The following is a 17,135-nucleotide window of genomic DNA, read 5'->3' on the forward strand; positions in this document are numbered from 1 at the left end:
GAAAAAAAGCCCCGCTTCTGCGGGGCTTTTTTTATGCCTGTTATTTCCCGCCAGAGGTGCGGCGCTGAAGCTGATCGCGCAGGTTCGGCGGCGTGCCTTTGATGGTCAGCGTATCGGTGGCCGGATCCCAGAAGATGCGTTCACCCAACAGCATGGCATCAAAGTTGATGGTCAACCCACCGCCGCTACCGGCAAATTTAGTGAGCTGTCGCAGCGTGCTGCGATCCGCCGGGAAGCTCTCTTCGAGCTTATAGCCTTTATCAGCGGTAAATTCCTGGAAGCTGACTTCACTGACGCCCGCCAGCTCTTTTGACAGCGACTCCAGCTCAATCTCTTCTCCCGCCTGCAGCTGTTCGTTGCAGTAACTGTACACCTGCTGGCGCACGGTCTGACGCTCAGATTTATCGAGCTGCGCTTCGGCGGTAAAGTCGTCAACCGCCTGCAGCAGCCCTTTGTTCTGCGCTTTGGCGTTAAGACCTTCGCTGGCGCCGAGGAAGTCCATAAAGAAATCAGCCACTTTACGGCCGACGCGGCCTTTCAGGAAGGTCAGGTAGCGGGTCGATTCCGGGTTCGTTTCCCACTCGGTTAAATCGATACGCGCCACGATATCCGCATGGTTGATATCAAGATAATGGGTAGAGCTGATATCCAGCTGCTCATTCACGCGCATGCTGCTTAAATTGTTCAGCACGGTGACCAGCAGATACTCTACTGCCAGGTAACGATAGTGACAGAACAGGACGATACCGCCGTCTGCGAACGGGTATTTTGCCAGTTCGTCACGCAGACGTCCGGTGGCGGCGCGGCTAAACGCCAGGAAATCCTCTTCGCCCTGACGCTGCAGACGAAGACTATCAGCCAGTTCGCTCTCTTCGCTGAACAGACCATAGGCTTTATTTTTAGCACTGTAGACGCGGTGCAACTCCGCCATCATTTCCACAACGGTCGCCGTGGGTTCCAGTAACGAATCGCGAAGCACCACTTCAAGGGTTTGCTCATCACGCTTGATAAGCTGGTGCAAGGCAATCTGGTTGATTTCCAGACTCATGATAAACTCTCCTTTTAGACCGGGCGGTATTCAACCACCACCAGGTCATGTGTGCAACAACAGATAAAAAAGGGGAAAAAAAGCTGTCGCTACGGTAATATGTTGCCCTTTCATCAACAAACTGATTTTGATTTATGCCACAACATTCCCGCTACAGTGATGAACACGTTGAACAACTGCTCAGTGAGCTGGTCAACGTACTGGAAAAACATAAAACGCCGACCGATCTCTCCCTGATGGTTTTGGGAAATATGGTCACCAACCTTATCAATACCAGCGTTGCTCCGGCTCAGCGTCAGGCGATCGCCAAATCTTTCGCCCAGGCGTTACAGTCCTCCGTCAGCGACGACCAGGCCCATTAAGGGAAACGAACAACAGTTTATGGTGACGAATCGTCAGCGCTACCGTGAAAAAGTCTCCCAGATGGTCAGCTGGGGACACTGGTTTGCCCTGTTCAACATTCTGTTAGCGACGGTCATTGGCTGTCGTTATCTGTTTGTCGCAGACTGGCCGACAACGCTAACCGGGCGTATTTACTCCTGGATGAGCGTTGTGGGTCACTTTAGCTTTTTGGTTTTCGCCACCTATCTGCTGATCCTGTTCCCCCTGACGTTTATCGTCATGTCGCAGCGGCTCATGCGTTTCTTGTCCGCTATCCTCGCGACGGCGGGGATAACGCTGCTGCTTATCGACAGCGAAGTCTTTACCCGTTTTCACCTGCATCTCAACCCCATCGTCTGGGAACTGGTGATCAACCCGGATCAAAACGAAACGGCCCGTGACTGGCAGCTGATGTTTATCAGCGTTCCGGTGATCCTGCTTATTGAGATGCTGTTTGCCACCTGGAGCTGGCAAAAACTGCGCAGCCTGACCCGGCGCCGCCATTACGCGAAGCCCGTTGCGACGCTCTTTTTCGTCTCCTTTATTAGCTCGCACATCATGTATATCTGGGCGGATGCGAACTTCTATCGCCCTATTACCATGCAGCGCGCTAACCTGCCGCTCTCTTATCCGATGACGGCCCGCCGTTTCCTCGAAAAACACGGCCTGCTGGATGCGCAGGAGTATCAGCGCCGTCTGGTCGAACAGGGTAATCCGGAAGCGGTCAGCGTTCAGTATCCGCTGAGCGAACTACGCTATCGCGATATGGGCCGCGGGCAAAACGTCCTGTTAATCACCGTCGATGGCCTGAATTATTCACGTTACGAGAAGCAGATGCCTGCTCTGGCTGATTTCGCCAGTAAGAACGTGACGTTTACACAGCATATGAGTTCCGGTAACTCGACCGATGCGGGTATCTTTGGTCTGTTCTACGGTATTTCAGCCGGATACATAGACGGCGTGCTGTCCGCCCGTATTCCTGCGGCACTGATCACCGGGCTTAATCAGCAGGGTTATCAGTTAGGGCTATTCTCATCGGATGGCTTTAACAGCGCGCTCTATCGCCAGGCGCTGCTGTCAGACTTCTCACTGCCGGCGGCACAGAGCCAGACAGATGAACAGACCGCCAGTCAGTGGATAAGCTGGCTGCAACGCTACGCCCAGGAAGATAACCGCTGGTTCTCGTGGGTTGCCTTAAACGGCACCAACCTTGAGGACACGAATCAGAAAGGCTTTGCGCGCCGCTACAGCCGCGCTGCCGGTGACGTGGATGCACAAATCGGCCGCGTGCTCGACGCGTTGCGCGAGTCTGGCAAGCTGGATAACACCGTCGTGATCGTCACGGCCGGTCATGGTATCCCGTTGGGTGACGAGACGAAGAGCATGGAGTGGTCGCGTCCAAATCTGCATGTTCCGCTGGTGATCCACTGGCCGGGAACGCCGGCGCAGCGCATCAATATGCTGACTGAACATAAAGATGTGATGACGACCCTGATGCAACGTCTGCTGCACGTCAGCACGCCAGCAAACGAGTATTCACAGGGGCAGGATCTCTTCAGTGCCACCCGCCGCCATAACTGGGTGACGGCTGCCGGAGAGAGCACGCTGGTGGTGACTACGCCAGCGCTGACGCTGGTGCTGAACAACAATGGGAAGTATCAGACGTATAATCTGCAGGGTGAGCGGTTGAAAGACCAAAAACCGCAGCTGAGCCTGCTGCTGCAGGTTCTGACGGATGAGAAGCGCTTTATCGCTAACTGATTAATTATAAACCAGTTAGCAACAGATTCCCTTGCATTCAAAACGGAATCGAGTAGTATTCTTTTTATGCGTCGGCACGTAGCGCAGCCTGGTAGCGCACCGTCATGGGGTGTCGGGGGTCGGAGGTTCAAATCCTCTCGTGCCGACCAAAAATACTCTTTAAAACCAGCCAGCTATGGCTGGTTTTTTTATTGCATCATTTCTGATGGGAATCATTACCTGTAGTTTCAGCACCAACGGTCGACACCTCCCCCTTAAAACACTCCGCCACGCTTGACGCTGTATATTTTTACAGTAAAAATACCTCCCGCACTTGAAGTTATTACGGAGGTTTTATGTTTGTTGAGTTGGTTTACGATAAGCGAAATGTTCAGGGCCTGGATGGAGCCAGAGAAATTATATTGGCCGAGCTTACGAAGCGAGTGCATAACATCTTCCCTGATGCTGAAGTGAAGGTTAAGCCTATGCAGGCTAACGGACTCAATAGCGATGCCAGCAAAAGCGATCGTGAAAAGTTGAACCGCATGCTGGAGGATATGTTTGAAGAGTCTGATATGTGGCTTACAAATGAATAAATTTCTTTGAAGCCCTCATATCGAATGTATTGGCGCGGACTTTAGCTGACATTTTTCCTTTGTGTAAGACAATAACATTGGACAATCGACTTAGTGCGATAAACCAACGTCTGGAGCAGTGATGATAAAAACAGTCGAGATACTGCAATACAATTTACACAAAGGCACCGGAGCAGTTTTTCATAACGTCATGGCAGAAATTAGCGTTCCCCTACATCAACGCCACGGCATCGATGTGGTGTCGTTTGGTAACTCTCTGCACGATCTTGATTGCTACTATCTCATTCGAGCCTTTGAAAATATTGAAAATATGAATACGGTGCTTAATTCTTTCTACGCGAGTACAGACTGGCGCTGCGGGCCTCGTAGGTCCATCATTGACTGCATCGAAACAAGCATTAAGACAGTAATTGATCTGCCACGAGTAAGTGTGGATGGGCTCCGAGTGTAAGTCCAAATCTGTTACGTCGCGATTGAGCTTTTACTGCCTTATTAGGTTTGGTTCGGTGTATTGAAACTGCCAAAACGAGTCTGAGCTTATACATATCTAACCCTGCCCTGCTCCCCATTGATTAACACACCGCGATGTTTGTAATGTCTTCATAAGCCACATGAGGACATCCCCAAGAAGCGTTTTTCCGACCAACATATTGTTGAAAACCAACCCTTCCGGGTTGTTTTTTTATTTCTGCAAAGGGAAATGGGTGTCATGTCACTCACTGGAAAAAAAGGGGCCCGTTTTGGCCCCCTGATGCATTACTGTTTCACTTTGGCCTTTTCCTCATTGATGACGTTTAGCGCTGCTGCGGTGCAATCACCCTGAGCGATCCTGAGCGTACCCGCCTGTTGGCGTTGCTCCAACAATGCGGAAAGCGTGTTGTAAACTTTCGTTTCGTGGTGGGCCTGTGCATAGCCCAACGCCTCGCAGATTTGAAAATCTGACATTGCCGCAACACGTTTACCGTTCCCCCCCATGAAAGGCCGGGTGCTTAATGCATCCGTTTCGGGTTGAGAAGCAATGCTACATCCTGTTGTAGTCACCGCTGCCAGAATGAAGAATATCCACTGAGCCTTTTTCATCAGTAACACTTTTTTTAAGGGTTTCACTTAAAATACTTCCCAAATTCGACATGTTGTCGCCTGATTTCTTTCAGGTTTGCCACTATTCCAGCCATACACCAGCCACTGACAACCCCCAAAAACCAACCCATCAAGAGATTTACTATCACCAGTGACCCACGTTTCTGGAGCCAGACTGAGCGCTACCACCACCAATATGATTGCCACCGCCTAAGCCGTGGGCGCTGTTGCTGTTGGCTGCATTGTTGCTGCCGTTCCCCGTTCCATGCTCATGTCGTGAGTTATTACGGCTATGATCGCTTCCCTGACGCTGAGAGACGATCAACGCGTCTACATGCGGAACTGCGATTTGCACATTCGGATCGACTTTGGCGATCTCCCCTGCGGTGGTGGTAGTGGTGACACCATTAACCGTGATATTCACAGGCGTCCCCGGCTTCATACTGGACACAGCAACGTTAATCGAGCCCGTGTCTTTTGTTATGGCAACACTTGTAACGTTATCAGGTGCTTTCGTGGTGGCTGGAGTATGAGTAAGCGAGGGCGCAGTAACCGCCTTGCCAGCGGGTAAGGCTGGACCTGTTGTCGCTTGCTGCATAGACACCACTGCGGCGCGGTAAGTTGTGCCTGTGATTTGTGGCGCAGCCACTGCAGACGTTTTGGTGGCGTCAGGGGTGTTAACGGCAGTTCCTGCAGGTAAGGCTGGCCCTGTAGTGACTTGCTGCATTGAAATCACAGCGTTCCGGTAAGTCGTGCCCGTAATGTGTGGCGTTTTCTGCTGCAGGGGTTGCGGCGTTCTTTGTGTTACAGGTCGCGGCGCATCGGGAGCCATTTCCGTTGCCTGTACTGCATTAATACGATTGCCTGCAGTGCGTAAGCTGTTTTCGATGTCCCCTAAACGGGCCATATTTTCAGGTGAACGGTCGGCATTGTAAGCCTTTAATGCAGCCTGCTTATCCTCCATGGCCTGATTGGCTTCATTGCGAATCGACTGAATAGCCGTGGCTTTTTCATCCATAGTCATGAAATTAGAAGCGAAGGCGTTCACACTTCCGCATGAAAGCGCAATTATTACGGATAAAGAAATGATAGAATGGCGGTTCATTACAATAATTACCTTTAATTTACGTTAAGGGAAAACAGAAACAACAATTAACTACCCCGGCACATGTCGGGGACTTTTTTCAATAAGCGAAACAAGCACTTCAAACCGCGCATAATAACGACTGTAAACGATTACACTTTTGATATTTATCAATATCCCTAATTCAAATCGTAGAAATAACAATCAACTCAGCCACTATATTTCCCTGTTAATTTGCTTCAAAACATCTCTATTGTTATCGCAACAAATCATTTTTTAGTGGATAACACTCATATGGTGAATTTTTCCGGTTCATTATCCCGCATAAAAAAAGTGAAATAATGTTTCAGTGCACGTGCATTGACGTAACGAAAGCATCCCTCCTCTGGATAAAGCGCCCTGTCCCTGCATAGCTGGTGTGGCCCCAAGCCAGACACCGTCAGCAATGCAGAGAGGAATACATGCCCGGATTTCACGCGATAAGAGGTGTGATAATTGAACAACGTGGCGGTATAGCGGGAGGCTAATTACAGAGGCAGGAATTTATTGCAATGGATGACAGGGCTGGTTGAATCAGCATAAATGCTGTCCAGCCCAGATTCGTACGACTAAAAAAAGAAAAGCATTTTAATAACCGTATTCTTACCGCACTTCGGCAGGCGTTTTACGCAGATAAAGCAGCGTCAGCAAACAAATCACCGCGCCGGCATAAAAGGTATATTCTGCGCCCCACAGTTCCCAGATAGCGCCGGCACCCACGCTGGCCATCAGTAACCCGACCCCGCTGACCATACTGAAAAGACCAAACGCCGTACCGCGCAAATCCGCAGGTGCTGTTTTGGCCACCATAGCGGCCAGCAGCCCCTGAGTCATCCCCATATGCATGCCCCAGAGCGCAACGCCAATAATAATACCGGTCCAGTGGGTACTCAGGGCCAGAACGATATCAGCGGCAATCAATACGACTAGCCCCCACTGCAGAAGCCGGGTATGGCTCATACCATCAGAGAGTTTGCCAAACGGATAGGCCGAGAAAGAATAGATCACGTTCATCACCACCATCACCAGCGGGATTAAGGCCAGGGGAACGCCAGACTGTTGCGCACGGAGGACAAGAAAAGCCTCGCTAAAACGTGCCAGTGTGAATACCGCCCCCAGGCCAATGACCCACCAGCACGATTTTCCCAGCCGCGTTAAATTCTCTCTTTTGATGGGATTAGTGCGTTTATGTTCGACAGGGGTTTTCGGCTCCTTCAGGCCGAAATACAGCAGCGCAACCGAAAGAAAGCCGGGGATCAGGGCTATCCAGAAAACCGCGCGAAAATCATTATGTAGCAGCAGCATTAACCCCACGGCCAGTAGTGGCCCCAGAAATGCGCCGGTGGTATCCATAGACTGACGCAGGCCATATGCCGCCCCACGCAGTTCCGGCGGGGTGATATCTGCGACCAGTGCATCCCGTGGAGCACCGCGGATCCCCTTCCCCGCACGATCCATCAGGCGCGCGCCTAAAACCATCCCCGAAGAGGATGCGAGGGCGAAAAAGGGTTTGCTCAGCGCACCGAGGCCATACCCGAGTAGCGCCAGCCCTTTACGCTTGCCAAGATAGTCGCTAATCGCCCCCGAAAAGACTTTGATAAAGAGAGCGGTAGCCTCCGCGAGTCCTTCAATCAGACCGATAACCAACACGCTCGTTCCCAGCGTAGTCACCATAAACAGTGGAAGCAGGCTGTGAATACTCTCTGACGAGATGTCCATCAACATACTGACGCCACCCACTACCCAGACCCCACGAGGGATCCGGCTGAGTACCGTAAATCTGGAAAGCATCTGTAACTCCTGCTCTGAAAACAGTGGCCTGACTGCTTACAGAATAGGATACGACGGATTAAAAAACCTGAGGAAGAACAACGAGCCAATAAAAAAGCCAGCGCTCAGGCTGGCTTTTTTATCGCAGGAAAGGCGTTTAATGTTTATCACGCCCACCCAGGAAGAAAATGCCCAGCGGAATGGCAAGCAGCACGGTGAACACCAGGCTATAAACAAAGATCATCGCTGATTGCAGGACATACATGCTGGTCGTCCAGGCAGAGAGAGGAATGTTGTATTGTTCAATAACGCCAACAATGGTTGCCCGCCCAACGCACGCGGCAGCAATCATAAACACAACCAGTAGCGCCAACAGGAACTTGCGGCCTTCAGGTGTTTTCAGTTTTGCACGTACCATCTCTCTCTTCCCTTCACAGATGAATAACATTTTGTGGCGCTTAAAATAACACGATCTGCCGCCAGACTCCAATGCAGTACAAACAACCACTCATTGCGCATGAATAGAGTTTTATACGCTGCCAATATTGAAAATGTAAGTAAATTACACTAATCATTCACGAACATTATGTTAACCTGTGCCTGATAGTTTGACATAAAGGAATGACTGTGAAAAAAGCACCTCAATTTGCCATTGCCCTGATTGCCGCCGCATGCGTTAGCACCAGCGCTTTCGCCAGCGACACCCCTAAAGCGCAGCCTCTGGAAAAAGTAGCGCCTTATCCGCAAGCGGAAAAAGGGATGAAGCGTCAGGTCATTCAGTTACCCGCTCAGCAGGATGAAGCGAATTTCAAAGTGGAACTGTTAATTGGCCAGACGCTGGAAGTGGACTGCAACCAGCACCGTCTGGGCGGTCAGCTGGAAAGCAAAACCCTGGAAGGTTGGGGCTACGACTATTACGTCTTTGATAAAGTGACGTCTCCGGTTTCGACCATGATGGCCTGCCCGGATGGCAAGAAAGAGAAGAAATTTGTTACCGCGTATCTGGGTGACAACAGTCTGCTGCGCTATAACAGCAAGCTGCCAATCGTCGTTTATACGCCTGCAAACGTGGAAGTGAAATATCGCGTGTGGAAGGCGGAAGAAGAGACGGGCACCGCAGAAGTCCGTTAAGGATAAGCCGGGTGGCGACTTCGCCTGACCCGGCCATGATACTGTGCGGTTTAATAAGCCGGGTAAGCGCTAACGCTACCCGGCTTTTTCACATCAGAGTGCGATATCCGCGACCGGTTTGTTTTCCGCCTGAGGCTTCAGCTCTGCCTTTGGTGCTGCGTCAGCAGCAGCTTGCGGCTTCACATATTGCAGCTGCAGAACGCGGCTGGTGTATTCCAGTTCCTGTTCCGTCGCGTCAACGTTACCGTTCAGCTTAGTGCCGTAAGAAGGAATAATGGTTTTCAGTTTTGCCTGCCATTCCGGGCTGGCAACTTTGTCTTTAAACACTTTTTCCATCAGATGCAGCATGATTGGCGCAGCGGTAGAAGCCCCCGGTGACGCACCCAGCAGCGCAGCAACAGTGCCTTCTTTGTCACTGACCACTTCGGTACCCAGACGCAGTACACCGCCCTCTTTCGGATCGCGTTTGATGATCTGGACACGCTGACCCGCCTGCCACAAACGCCAGTCTTCTTTCTTCGCCTGCGGATAGTACTCTTTCAGCGCGTCAAAGCGTTCATCGTCAGAGAGCATCACCTGGCTAATCAGGTATTTCACCAGATCGAAGTTATCCAGACCGACGTCCATCATGGGCTTAACATTAGAGGTGGTGGTCGCACTCAGCAGGTCCCACAGGGAACCGTTTTTCAGGAACTTCGTGGAGAAGGTCGCGAATGGCCCGAACAGCACCACACGTTTACCGTCAAGCACGCGGGTGTCGATGTGCGGAACGGACATGGGTGGCGCACCAACGGAAGCCTGACCGTAGACTTTTGCCAGGTGACGATTCACCACTTCCGGGTTTTCAGACACCAGGAACTGACCGCCCACCGGGAAGCCTGCGTAATCGTCAGCTTCCGGAATACCGGTTTCCTGCAGCAGTTTCAGCGCCGCGCCGCCCGCACCAATAAAGACAAACTTCGCCTTGATGACGTGCTCTTCTTCATTGTGTTTCAGATCGGCAACGGTCACGCTCCAGCTGTTATCCGCATTGCGCTTAAAGCCACGCACTTCGGTGCTGAGCTGCAGATTAAAGTTCTCTTTTTTCTGCAGGGAACCTACCAGCTGGCGGGTAATTTCGCCGTAGTTCACGTCAGTACCAATTTCAGTACGGGTCGCGGCAACTTTCTGGTTCGGGTCACGACCTTCCATGACCAGCGGAGCCCACTCTTTAATCTGCGCGTGATCTTCGGAGTATTTCATGCCGCGGAACAGCGTGCTCTGCTGCAGAGCCGCATAGCGCGCACGCAGGAAGTTAACGTTCTGCTCGCCCCACACAAAGCTCATGTGCGGCACAGTGTTGATGAAGGAGTGCGGATCGTGCATTACGCCGCTGTTCACCTGGTGAGACCAGAACTGGCGAGAAATCTGGAATGCTTCGTTGATCTCAACCGCCTTCTCGATACTAATGGAACCGTCCTTTTTCTGCGGTGTGTAGTTCAGTTCCATGAGTGCCGAATGGCCCGTACCGGCGTTGTTCCAGCCGTTCGAGCTCTCCTGCGCCACGCCATCGAGGCGCTCGACCATGGTCATAGACCAGTCCGGCTGCAGTTCTTGCAGATAGGTTCCCAGCGTGGCGCTCATAATACCGCCACCAATTAAAAGGACGTCCGTTTCCTGCTCTTTTGGCGTGTCAGCTTTTGCCGCCATTGAGACGGTATTCAGCCCCACGGCCAGAGACAAGAGCATGGCAGTCATTTTTTTCATAATTTATGCCTTAGTGTAAAAGTGCGTGATGCGTGGAAATTGCAGGTGAAAAAAGCTGCGCGGGAACGGTAACAACTTTTAAATGGTGTTTAAAGGTTAAGAAATTATTGTAATTGTGAAATTTAATGATGGATTGTTTGTGAGGGATTACCTATGCGGCTGGCAAAAGGCGGCTTTTCTGGCTAGTATGTTGCGTTTTGTGATCGCGCGCACGGAAGCCTGCCCTAACCTGCGAAGTGTTATGTCATTACCCGATTCTTCTTTACCCCATGAAGGCCATGTCGCCTCGGTATTACGCTCTCCCCGGCTGCTGATGCGTGAAACGCTGGCGGGCGTGATTACTGCCCTGGCGCTTATTCCTGAAGTGATTTCGTTTTCTGTCGTCGCAGGGGTTGATCCTAAAGTCAGCCTGATTGCTTCCGTGGTGCTGTGTCTTGCCCTGTCCGTGCTCGGCGGCCGCCCGGCAATGGTCACGGCGGCAGCGGGTTCCGTGGCGCTGGTGATTGGCCCGATGGTGCATCAGCATGGCGTGCAGTACATTTTGCCGGCCGTTCTGCTGGCCGGGGCGATCCAGATCCTCTTCGGCGTGCTCGGCATGGCGCGACTGATGCGCTTTATTCCGCAGTCGGTGATGACCGGGTTTGTTAACGCGCTCGGTATTTTGATCTTCTTCGCCCAGGTTCCCCATTTCTGGAGCCGAAGCCCGCTGATTGTGGGCCTGTTCGTGCTGACGCTGCTGATCGTCCTCTGGGTGCCCCGCTATATCAAAAGTATCCCCGCGCCGCTTATTGCCATTGTGGTGTTAACCCTGTTTACCGTGACCACCGGGCAAATCCTGCCGACCGTGGGTGACGAAAGCACCATGAGCGGTGGCCTGCCCGGGCTGACGCAGCTGCTTGCCCCGCTGAACACCGATACGCTGAGCATTATCTGGCCATGCGCATTAAGCATTGCGTTTGTGGGTCTGCTGGAGTCGCTGCTGACGGCAAAACTGGTGGATGAGCTGACGGCAACCCCGTCCGGCAAGCGCCGCGAAAGCATTGCTCTGGGCATCGGTAACATTCTGGCAGGCTGGTATGGCGGTATCGCAGGCTGCGCCATGATTGGTCAAACCATCGTCAACGTGGAGATGGGCAAAGGCCGCAGCCGCATTTCCACTGTTGCGGCTGGTCTGGTGCTTCTGGTGCTGGTGACGGCGCTGAGTGAAGTGATGGCCCGCATCCCGATGGCCGTGCTGGCCGGGATTATGGCGATTGTCGCCGTCAAAACCTTCAGCTGGCATAGCCTGCAGCCCGCGACGGTGAAAAATGCCCCCATTGCGGAAACGGTCGTGATGCTGGTGACCGTTGCAACCACGGTTTCAACCGGCAACCTGGCCATTGGTGTGCTGGGCGGGATTATCGTGATGGCACTCCTTCCCGCCCGAATTAAGCGTCGGGTTAAAGAAGAAAAAGCGTTGCCAGCCCAAGAAAAATAAAGAAGCCGCCCGTATCGGTGATGGCAGTGATCATGACGCTCGACCCCACTGCGGGGTCGCGCCCGAGCTTTGTCATCGTCAACGGGATGATGACGCCCATCATCGACGCAACCAGCAGGTTCAGCACCATCGCCAGCATCATCACGCCGCCTAATGCCATATCGTCGTACAGCCACCAGGTAATGCCGCCCATAATTCCGCCCCACACCAGGCCATTAATCAGCGCCACGCCCATCTCTCTGAAGATCAGGAAGGCAAAGTTACCCGGCTGAATGTTCTCCAGCGCCAGCGCGCGAACAATCATGGTGATGGTCTGGTTGCCGGTGTTGCCGCCTATCCCGGCCACAATCGGCATCAGCGAGGCTAACGCGACCAGCTGCGAAATGGTGTGTTCGAAGCCATCAATCACGCGGGAGGCGATAAACGCGGTACAGAGGTTAATGGCAAGCCAGGCCCAGCGGGTTTTGACCGCCTTGCCCACGGAGGCATGGACGTCATCTTCGGCGCTGATCCCACCAAGCGCACGCAGATCGTTATCGGTCTCTTCGTAGACCACGTCAACGATCTCATCGATTGTCAGACGTCCCATCAGCTTGCCGACCGAGTCCACGACCGCCGCACTCACGAGGTCGTCACGTTCGAAGGTACGCGCGGCTTTTTCCGCATCATCCTCCGGCGAGAAGACCATCGGCTCGTTTTCCATGACCTCGCTCACCCGCCGCTGAGTGCTGTTGAGCAGGATCGTTTTCAGCTCCAGCTCACCAAGCAAGGTTTTATCCCGCGAGGTCACGAACAGTTTATCGGTGTTGTCGGGCATACTGCCCAGGCGGCGTAAATAGCGCTGCACCGTGCCGAGCGTGACGTCCGGGCGCACCGTGATGACGCCAAACTCCATAATTGCGCCAACGCTGTGTTTATCGTAGTGCATCACCTGGCGCACGCGCGCCCGCTCATCGGCAGGCAGCGAGGCCAGCAGTCGGCCGGTCAGGTTACGCGGCAGGTGTTGAACAAGGTAAATCTGCTCGTCGATATCCAGCGTTTGCAGGGCATCAAGAATATCCCGGTCGCTCATCTCATCGATAAGGTCATCCCAGACGTTTTCCGACGCCTCCAGCAGCACCTGCCCGCGCTCGTGATCCTGCACCAGACGCCACAGGGCGTGACGCTCTTCCGAGGGAAGTGCTTCGAGGGTATCCGCCAGGTCGGGCGGAGGCAAATGGGCAACCAGTGCACCTACCTCAGCAATATCGTCGGCTAAAGTGCCGACATCATATTGCTCAGCCAGGGTCAGTTTGCCCAGTAACGCAGACGTGACCGCTTTATCGGTCGTGAGAAGCCAGATGAGACGCGCACGTTCCTGGTCACGCTGCCGGGCGCTGTTTTTCTTTAATACCGACATCAATCATAAATCCATGAAATGAGATGGCATTAAGCATAGCGCGGGGATATGTAAATAAGAATAAACAACGGGACGGGATGCATAAAAAAGCGGCACATCGCCGCGATTTTATCCCCTCTCCCGGTTGGAGAGGGTCAGACGAGACATCAGGCCGTGCGCGCTACCGCATCACGAGACGCCGCATCGCGCTCCTCGCCGGTCAACTCGCTGAGCTTGCCGTCGCGCATCTCCAGCAGACGGTCGGCATGAATGAAGTAGTGATCGTCATGGCTGATGGCGAAAATAGTTTTGCCCATCGCCTTCATCAGCGGCAGTAACACCTGATAAAACTCGCGGCGGAAATGCGGGTCCTGGTCTGCCGCCCATTCATCAAGCAGGATGATGTCGCGCTCTTCAGCCAGTGCCAGCAGCAGCGCCACGCGCTTTTTCTGCCCCTTCGAGAGTTTCAGGTTCAGGATTTTACCGTCCTGAAGCTCAAGCTTATGGGACATCTGCAGTTGCCCAAGCCATTTCTCCACCAGCGCAGGGTTAGCCTGCTGCCCTTCCGGCCCCAGCAGGTGATCAAAGAGCCAGACATCGGTGAAGACCGCCGAGAAGAGCTTGCGATAATCCTCAGGTTTCTCCGCGCTCAGCGCTTTACCATCCAGCAAAATCTCGCCCGATTGCGGCTGATATAAGCCGGTGAGCAGCATCGCCAGCGTGGATTTTCCGCTACCGTTACCGCCAATCAGGAACAGCAGCTCGCCGCGATGAATCGTCAGGTTTACCGGTCCGACGGAAAAAGCGTTGTCCTGATAGCGGAACATGACGTTACGCAGCTCCAGGGTTTGCCAGTTCGGGAAGGCCTGCGGGCGTGGGAATTCGGCTTTAAACGGTGCGAGATCGAATTTATTGAGCTTGTTAAACGCCACCTGAGCGCTCAGCAACGTTGGCAATGCGCCCACGGCGGAGAGGAGCGGTGTACGTAAAAACAGCAGCGTCAGTGAATAGGTCGCCGCGACGTTGGTATCCGCCCATCCCAGACTGTTCGCCATCCAGAAGACCAGGCCAATGGCGCCCAACATCATAATGTTCGACCAGTTCACCGCGCTCAGGTGGAAGGTATCGGCGCGAATGATGTGATGCCGGTATTCGCGGGCATCGGGAATATAGAGATGGTTAAAGATATGCTCGGCACGCTCGCGATTCAGGGTCAGCTCTTTACGCCCTTCCAGCACGGTCTGGTAATCGTTATAGAGCTTATCCTCGGTTTCACGCAGCACCGCCATGTGTTTATAGACGCGCGACACCAGCAGAAAACCGCCCCAGATGGTGATAACAATCCACAGCGCAGTGACAGCCAGCATTTTTGTGGAGAGCCAGGCGAGATACGCCGCCGAACCAAAGGTCAAAATAATGCCCTGCACCAGCTCCGGCAGACGAACGAAGGCAATGGTAATGGCGCGCACGTCGCTGGTCAGCCCTGCCAGCAGGGAGGCACTTCCAAGCTGCTCAACGCGTTCTACCTGCGTGTCCAGAATACGCTTGATAAATTCACTGCGCAGACGGAAAACGAAATGGTGTCCCAGCGCCGTCAGCGCCAGCTGCGAGCCGAGCGTCACCGCCATCAACAGCAGTAGCAGGCCAAGAAACTCCGGCAGGACGGCGAGTGAGGTATCGACCATTTCAATCAAGCGCATGTTAATAAACGCGATCAGGCCGATACCTAACGCGGCGCTGGCGAGGCTTAACGCCATGACGGCAATGAAGGGCCAGCGATACTGACGCCAGACGAGGAGAAGTAGTTGCATGCAGGCAATCCGGGCAATAAAAATCAGCCAGCAGTTTAAACTGCCGGACGGTTACATCAAGAATAATTCTTATTTTTATTGGCCACGGGATGCCTGCCGGAACGTCAGGTTAAGACGGAACTCGCCGGTCTGAGGATGTACTCCCGGTTTGAGGGGCTGAATGCCGTGATAAAAAAGCCGCGATTCCCTGCCCCAAATCACCACATCACCGTGCTCCAGCATGAGCCGTTTCAGCGGATCGTTACGGCGTAAACCGCCAAACTGGAAGACCGCGGGCAGGCCTAAGGATACCGAGACGATCGGCGCGCGCAGATCGGGTTCATCCTTGTCCTGATGCAGCGAGAGCTTTGCCCCACGGCGTAGCGGTTAATCAGACAGGCATCCGGGCGAAAGTCGGCATAGCCCGCTTCAACGGCGGCGTCATGGCAGAGCGCCCGAAAAACGTCAGGCATCGGCGGCCATGGCTGGCCGGTTACAGGATCGCCCGGGGCATATACATAGCCCTGCGCGTTTGTCGCCCAGCCCAGTTCCCCGCAGTTCGTCATCGCCACCGACATGGTGTATCCCCCGGGCGTCACCATGTGTCGAAACGGCGAGAGCGCCGCCACCTCATCGATGCCGGCAAGCAGCGCCGCCGCGCGGGAAAGCGCAAAGCGGCGCAGGATCACCGCGCCGGGCGCAAGGGGTTCCTGCCAGGGTTCCGCATCCGCAAAAAGATCGAGCATTATCCCTCCGGGTTCTTTGCCTCACGTTTCAGTAACAACGCCTTTCGTTCTGTCCCCCAGCGGTAGCCCGAAAGCGCACCGTCGTGACGAACAACGCGGTGGCAGGGGATGATAACGGCCAGTTTATTTGCGGCACAGGCTCCCGCCACCGCACGCACAGCGCCTGGGCTACCGATCGTCTGCGCCACCTGGCGATAACTTGCCGTTTCACCGCGGGGTATGTCACGAAGCGCCTGCCACACACGCTGCTGGAAAGCGGTGCCCCGAATATCCAGCGGAAGTGCCAGCGGCACGGTATGGTCATCGATAGCGCTAATCACCCGCTCAATACGCCGGGCGAATTCTCCTTCCAGCGTTTCTCGCTCTGCTTTTGGAAACAGCGTCAAAAGCTCCTCGGTTAATGTCGCATCGTCGTCACCCAGCAGAATCGCGCAGATCCCGCGCTCGCTTTCACCCACCAGGCAACGGCCTAACGAACACTCACCAATCGCATAACGCACCGCCACATCCCCTTTCCGGTACTGCTTCGCCGTCATGCCCAGCGCAGCGTTGGCTTGACGATAATAGCTGCTGCTGTCAGGAAACCCGGCGGCCAGCACGGCATCGGTAATTTTGTCCCCCTGCGCAAGCGCGGTACGCAGGCGTTGTACCCGCGCCGCCTGTTGCCAGGCTTTAGGCGTCATACCGGTAACGGACTTAAACAAGCGGTGGAAGTGGAAAGGACTCATGGCGACCTGCTGCGCCAGCATTTCCAGCGTTAACGCGGGATCGCGCTCCAGCAGACGGCAGGCATGTTCAACTTTTGCCAGCGTCTGTTCCTGCGGATCGCGTTTGTCCGGCTGACAGCGTTTACACGGGCGAAACCCTGCCTGAAGGGCATGATCTACATCGGGGTAGAAGCGGACATTTTTACGTAACGCGTGGCGGGCACGGCAGGACGGACGACAGACGATCCCCGTCGTTTGCACGGCAAAGACAAACTGATCGTCAGCACGCGGATCGCGAGCCAGCACGGCCAGCCAGCGATCGTCATCGGTAATAAAGGTCGGGTTTTTCATCATCAGCTCCTCTTACAAGCATACATACAGCGTGCCCGAGTGCCACTGATTAAAAACCCGCAACCTTGCTT

General features: G+C 53.8%; 15 protein-coding genes, 1 tRNA gene and 1 pseudogene. 7 read left to right on the top strand and 10 right to left on the bottom strand.

Annotated features, from left to right (window positions below):
• Positions 1 to 40: 40 nt before the first annotated feature.
• Entirely contained in the window at positions 41 to 1,048 is a 1,008-nt protein-coding gene (gene yejK / locus BH714_RS11545) for a nucleoid-associated protein YejK (protein ID WP_040018011.1), read from the bottom strand.
• 134 nt (positions 1,049 to 1,182) lie between these two features.
• Between yejK and BH714_RS11550 the strand changes: the two genes are divergently transcribed.
• The 5 genes from BH714_RS11550 (at position 1,183) to BH714_RS11570 (ending at position 4,216) form a co-directional block, all read left to right on the top strand.
• Entirely contained in the window at positions 1,183 to 1,410 is a 228-nt protein-coding gene (locus BH714_RS11550) for a YejL family protein (protein WP_001135586.1), read from the top strand.
• 19 nt (positions 1,411 to 1,429) lie between these two features.
• Positions 1,430 to 3,190, top strand: a complete 1,761-nt coding sequence (gene yejM, locus BH714_RS11555; RefSeq protein ID WP_040018012.1) for an LPS biosynthesis-modulating metalloenzyme YejM — start codon at positions 1,430 to 1,432, stop codon at positions 3,188 to 3,190.
• A gap of 72 nt (positions 3,191 to 3,262) precedes the next feature.
• Positions 3,263 to 3,339, top strand: a tRNA-Pro gene (locus BH714_RS11560).
• A gap of 186 nt (positions 3,340 to 3,525) precedes the next feature.
• Positions 3,526 to 3,765, top strand: coding sequence for a DinI family protein (locus BH714_RS11565; protein ID WP_014170944.1), 240 nt, complete (start codon positions 3,526 to 3,528; stop codon positions 3,763 to 3,765).
• 124 nt (positions 3,766 to 3,889) lie between these two features.
• Positions 3,890 to 4,216, top strand: a complete 327-nt coding sequence (locus BH714_RS11570; protein WP_040019055.1) for an NIPSNAP family containing protein — start codon at positions 3,890 to 3,892, stop codon at positions 4,214 to 4,216.
• Between the two features lie 305 nt (positions 4,217 to 4,521).
• Here BH714_RS11570 and BH714_RS24350 read toward each other — a convergent pair whose 3' ends face one another.
• From BH714_RS24350 to BH714_RS11590, 4 genes are all read right to left on the bottom strand, one after another.
• On the bottom strand, positions 4,522 to 4,872 hold the full coding sequence (locus BH714_RS24350) for a hypothetical protein (protein ID WP_236918376.1): 351 nt from the start codon (positions 4,870 to 4,872) through the stop codon (positions 4,522 to 4,524).
• A 118-nt stretch (positions 4,873 to 4,990) separates the two neighbouring features.
• A complete protein-coding gene (locus BH714_RS11580) occupies positions 4,991 to 5,950 on the bottom strand; it encodes a hypothetical protein (RefSeq protein ID WP_040018013.1) in 960 nt (319 codons plus the stop codon).
• A 621-nt stretch (positions 5,951 to 6,571) separates the two neighbouring features.
• The gene (locus BH714_RS11585; protein ID WP_040018014.1) at positions 6,572 to 7,759 is read right to left on the bottom strand and encodes an MFS transporter; all 1,188 of its coding nucleotides are present in this window, start codon (positions 7,757 to 7,759) and stop codon (positions 6,572 to 6,574) included.
• Positions 7,760 to 7,895: 136 nt separating this feature from the next.
• Complete coding sequence (locus BH714_RS11590; RefSeq protein WP_010433451.1) at positions 7,896 to 8,156, bottom strand: DUF2534 family protein; 261 nt, start codon at positions 8,154 to 8,156, stop codon at positions 7,896 to 7,898.
• A 209-nt stretch (positions 8,157 to 8,365) separates the two neighbouring features.
• Here BH714_RS11590 and eco point away from each other — a divergent pair, with 209 nt between their 5' ends.
• A complete protein-coding gene (gene eco / locus BH714_RS11595; RefSeq protein WP_040018015.1) occupies positions 8,366 to 8,869 on the top strand; it encodes a serine protease inhibitor ecotin in 504 nt (167 codons plus the stop codon).
• A gap of 93 nt (positions 8,870 to 8,962) precedes the next feature.
• Here eco and mqo read toward each other — a convergent pair whose 3' ends face one another.
• On the bottom strand, positions 8,963 to 10,615 hold the full coding sequence (mqo, locus tag BH714_RS11600) for a malate dehydrogenase (quinone) (protein WP_014170951.1): 1,653 nt from the start codon (positions 10,613 to 10,615) through the stop codon (positions 8,963 to 8,965).
• A gap of 187 nt (positions 10,616 to 10,802) precedes the next feature.
• Here mqo and BH714_RS11605 point away from each other — a divergent pair, with 187 nt between their 5' ends.
• Positions 10,803 to 12,092, top strand: coding sequence for a SulP family inorganic anion transporter (locus BH714_RS11605; protein ID WP_040018016.1), 1,290 nt, complete (start codon positions 10,803 to 10,805; stop codon positions 12,090 to 12,092).
• On the opposite strand, the gene mgtE is transcribed toward BH714_RS11605, so the two are convergent.
• From mgtE to ada, 4 genes and pseudogenes are all read right to left on the bottom strand, one after another.
• The gene (gene mgtE / locus BH714_RS11610; RefSeq protein ID WP_020883169.1) at positions 12,055 to 13,491 is read right to left on the bottom strand and encodes a magnesium transporter; all 1,437 of its coding nucleotides are present in this window, start codon (positions 13,489 to 13,491) and stop codon (positions 12,055 to 12,057) included. The two genes, BH714_RS11605 and mgtE, sit on opposite strands and share 38 nt — an antisense overlap.
• Positions 13,492 to 13,637: 146 nt before the next feature.
• Entirely contained in the window at positions 13,638 to 15,281 is a 1,644-nt protein-coding gene (locus tag BH714_RS11615; protein WP_040018017.1) for a multidrug ABC transporter permease/ATP-binding protein, read from the bottom strand.
• Positions 15,282 to 15,356: 75 nt separating this feature from the next.
• A pseudogene (alkB, locus tag BH714_RS11620) lies at positions 15,357 to 16,006 on the bottom strand (DNA oxidative demethylase AlkB).
• A complete protein-coding gene (ada, locus tag BH714_RS11625) occupies positions 16,006 to 17,064 on the bottom strand; it encodes a bifunctional DNA-binding transcriptional regulator/O6-methylguanine-DNA methyltransferase Ada (protein ID WP_040018018.1) in 1,059 nt (352 codons plus the stop codon). The pseudogene alkB and the gene ada overlap by 1 nt, the downstream one beginning before the upstream one ends.
• Between the last annotated feature and the right edge of the window lie 71 nt (positions 17,065 to 17,135).

It is taken from the genome of Enterobacter ludwigii (genome assembly GCF_001750725.1).
Lineage (GTDB): Bacteria > Pseudomonadota > Gammaproteobacteria > Enterobacterales > Enterobacteriaceae > Enterobacter > Enterobacter ludwigii.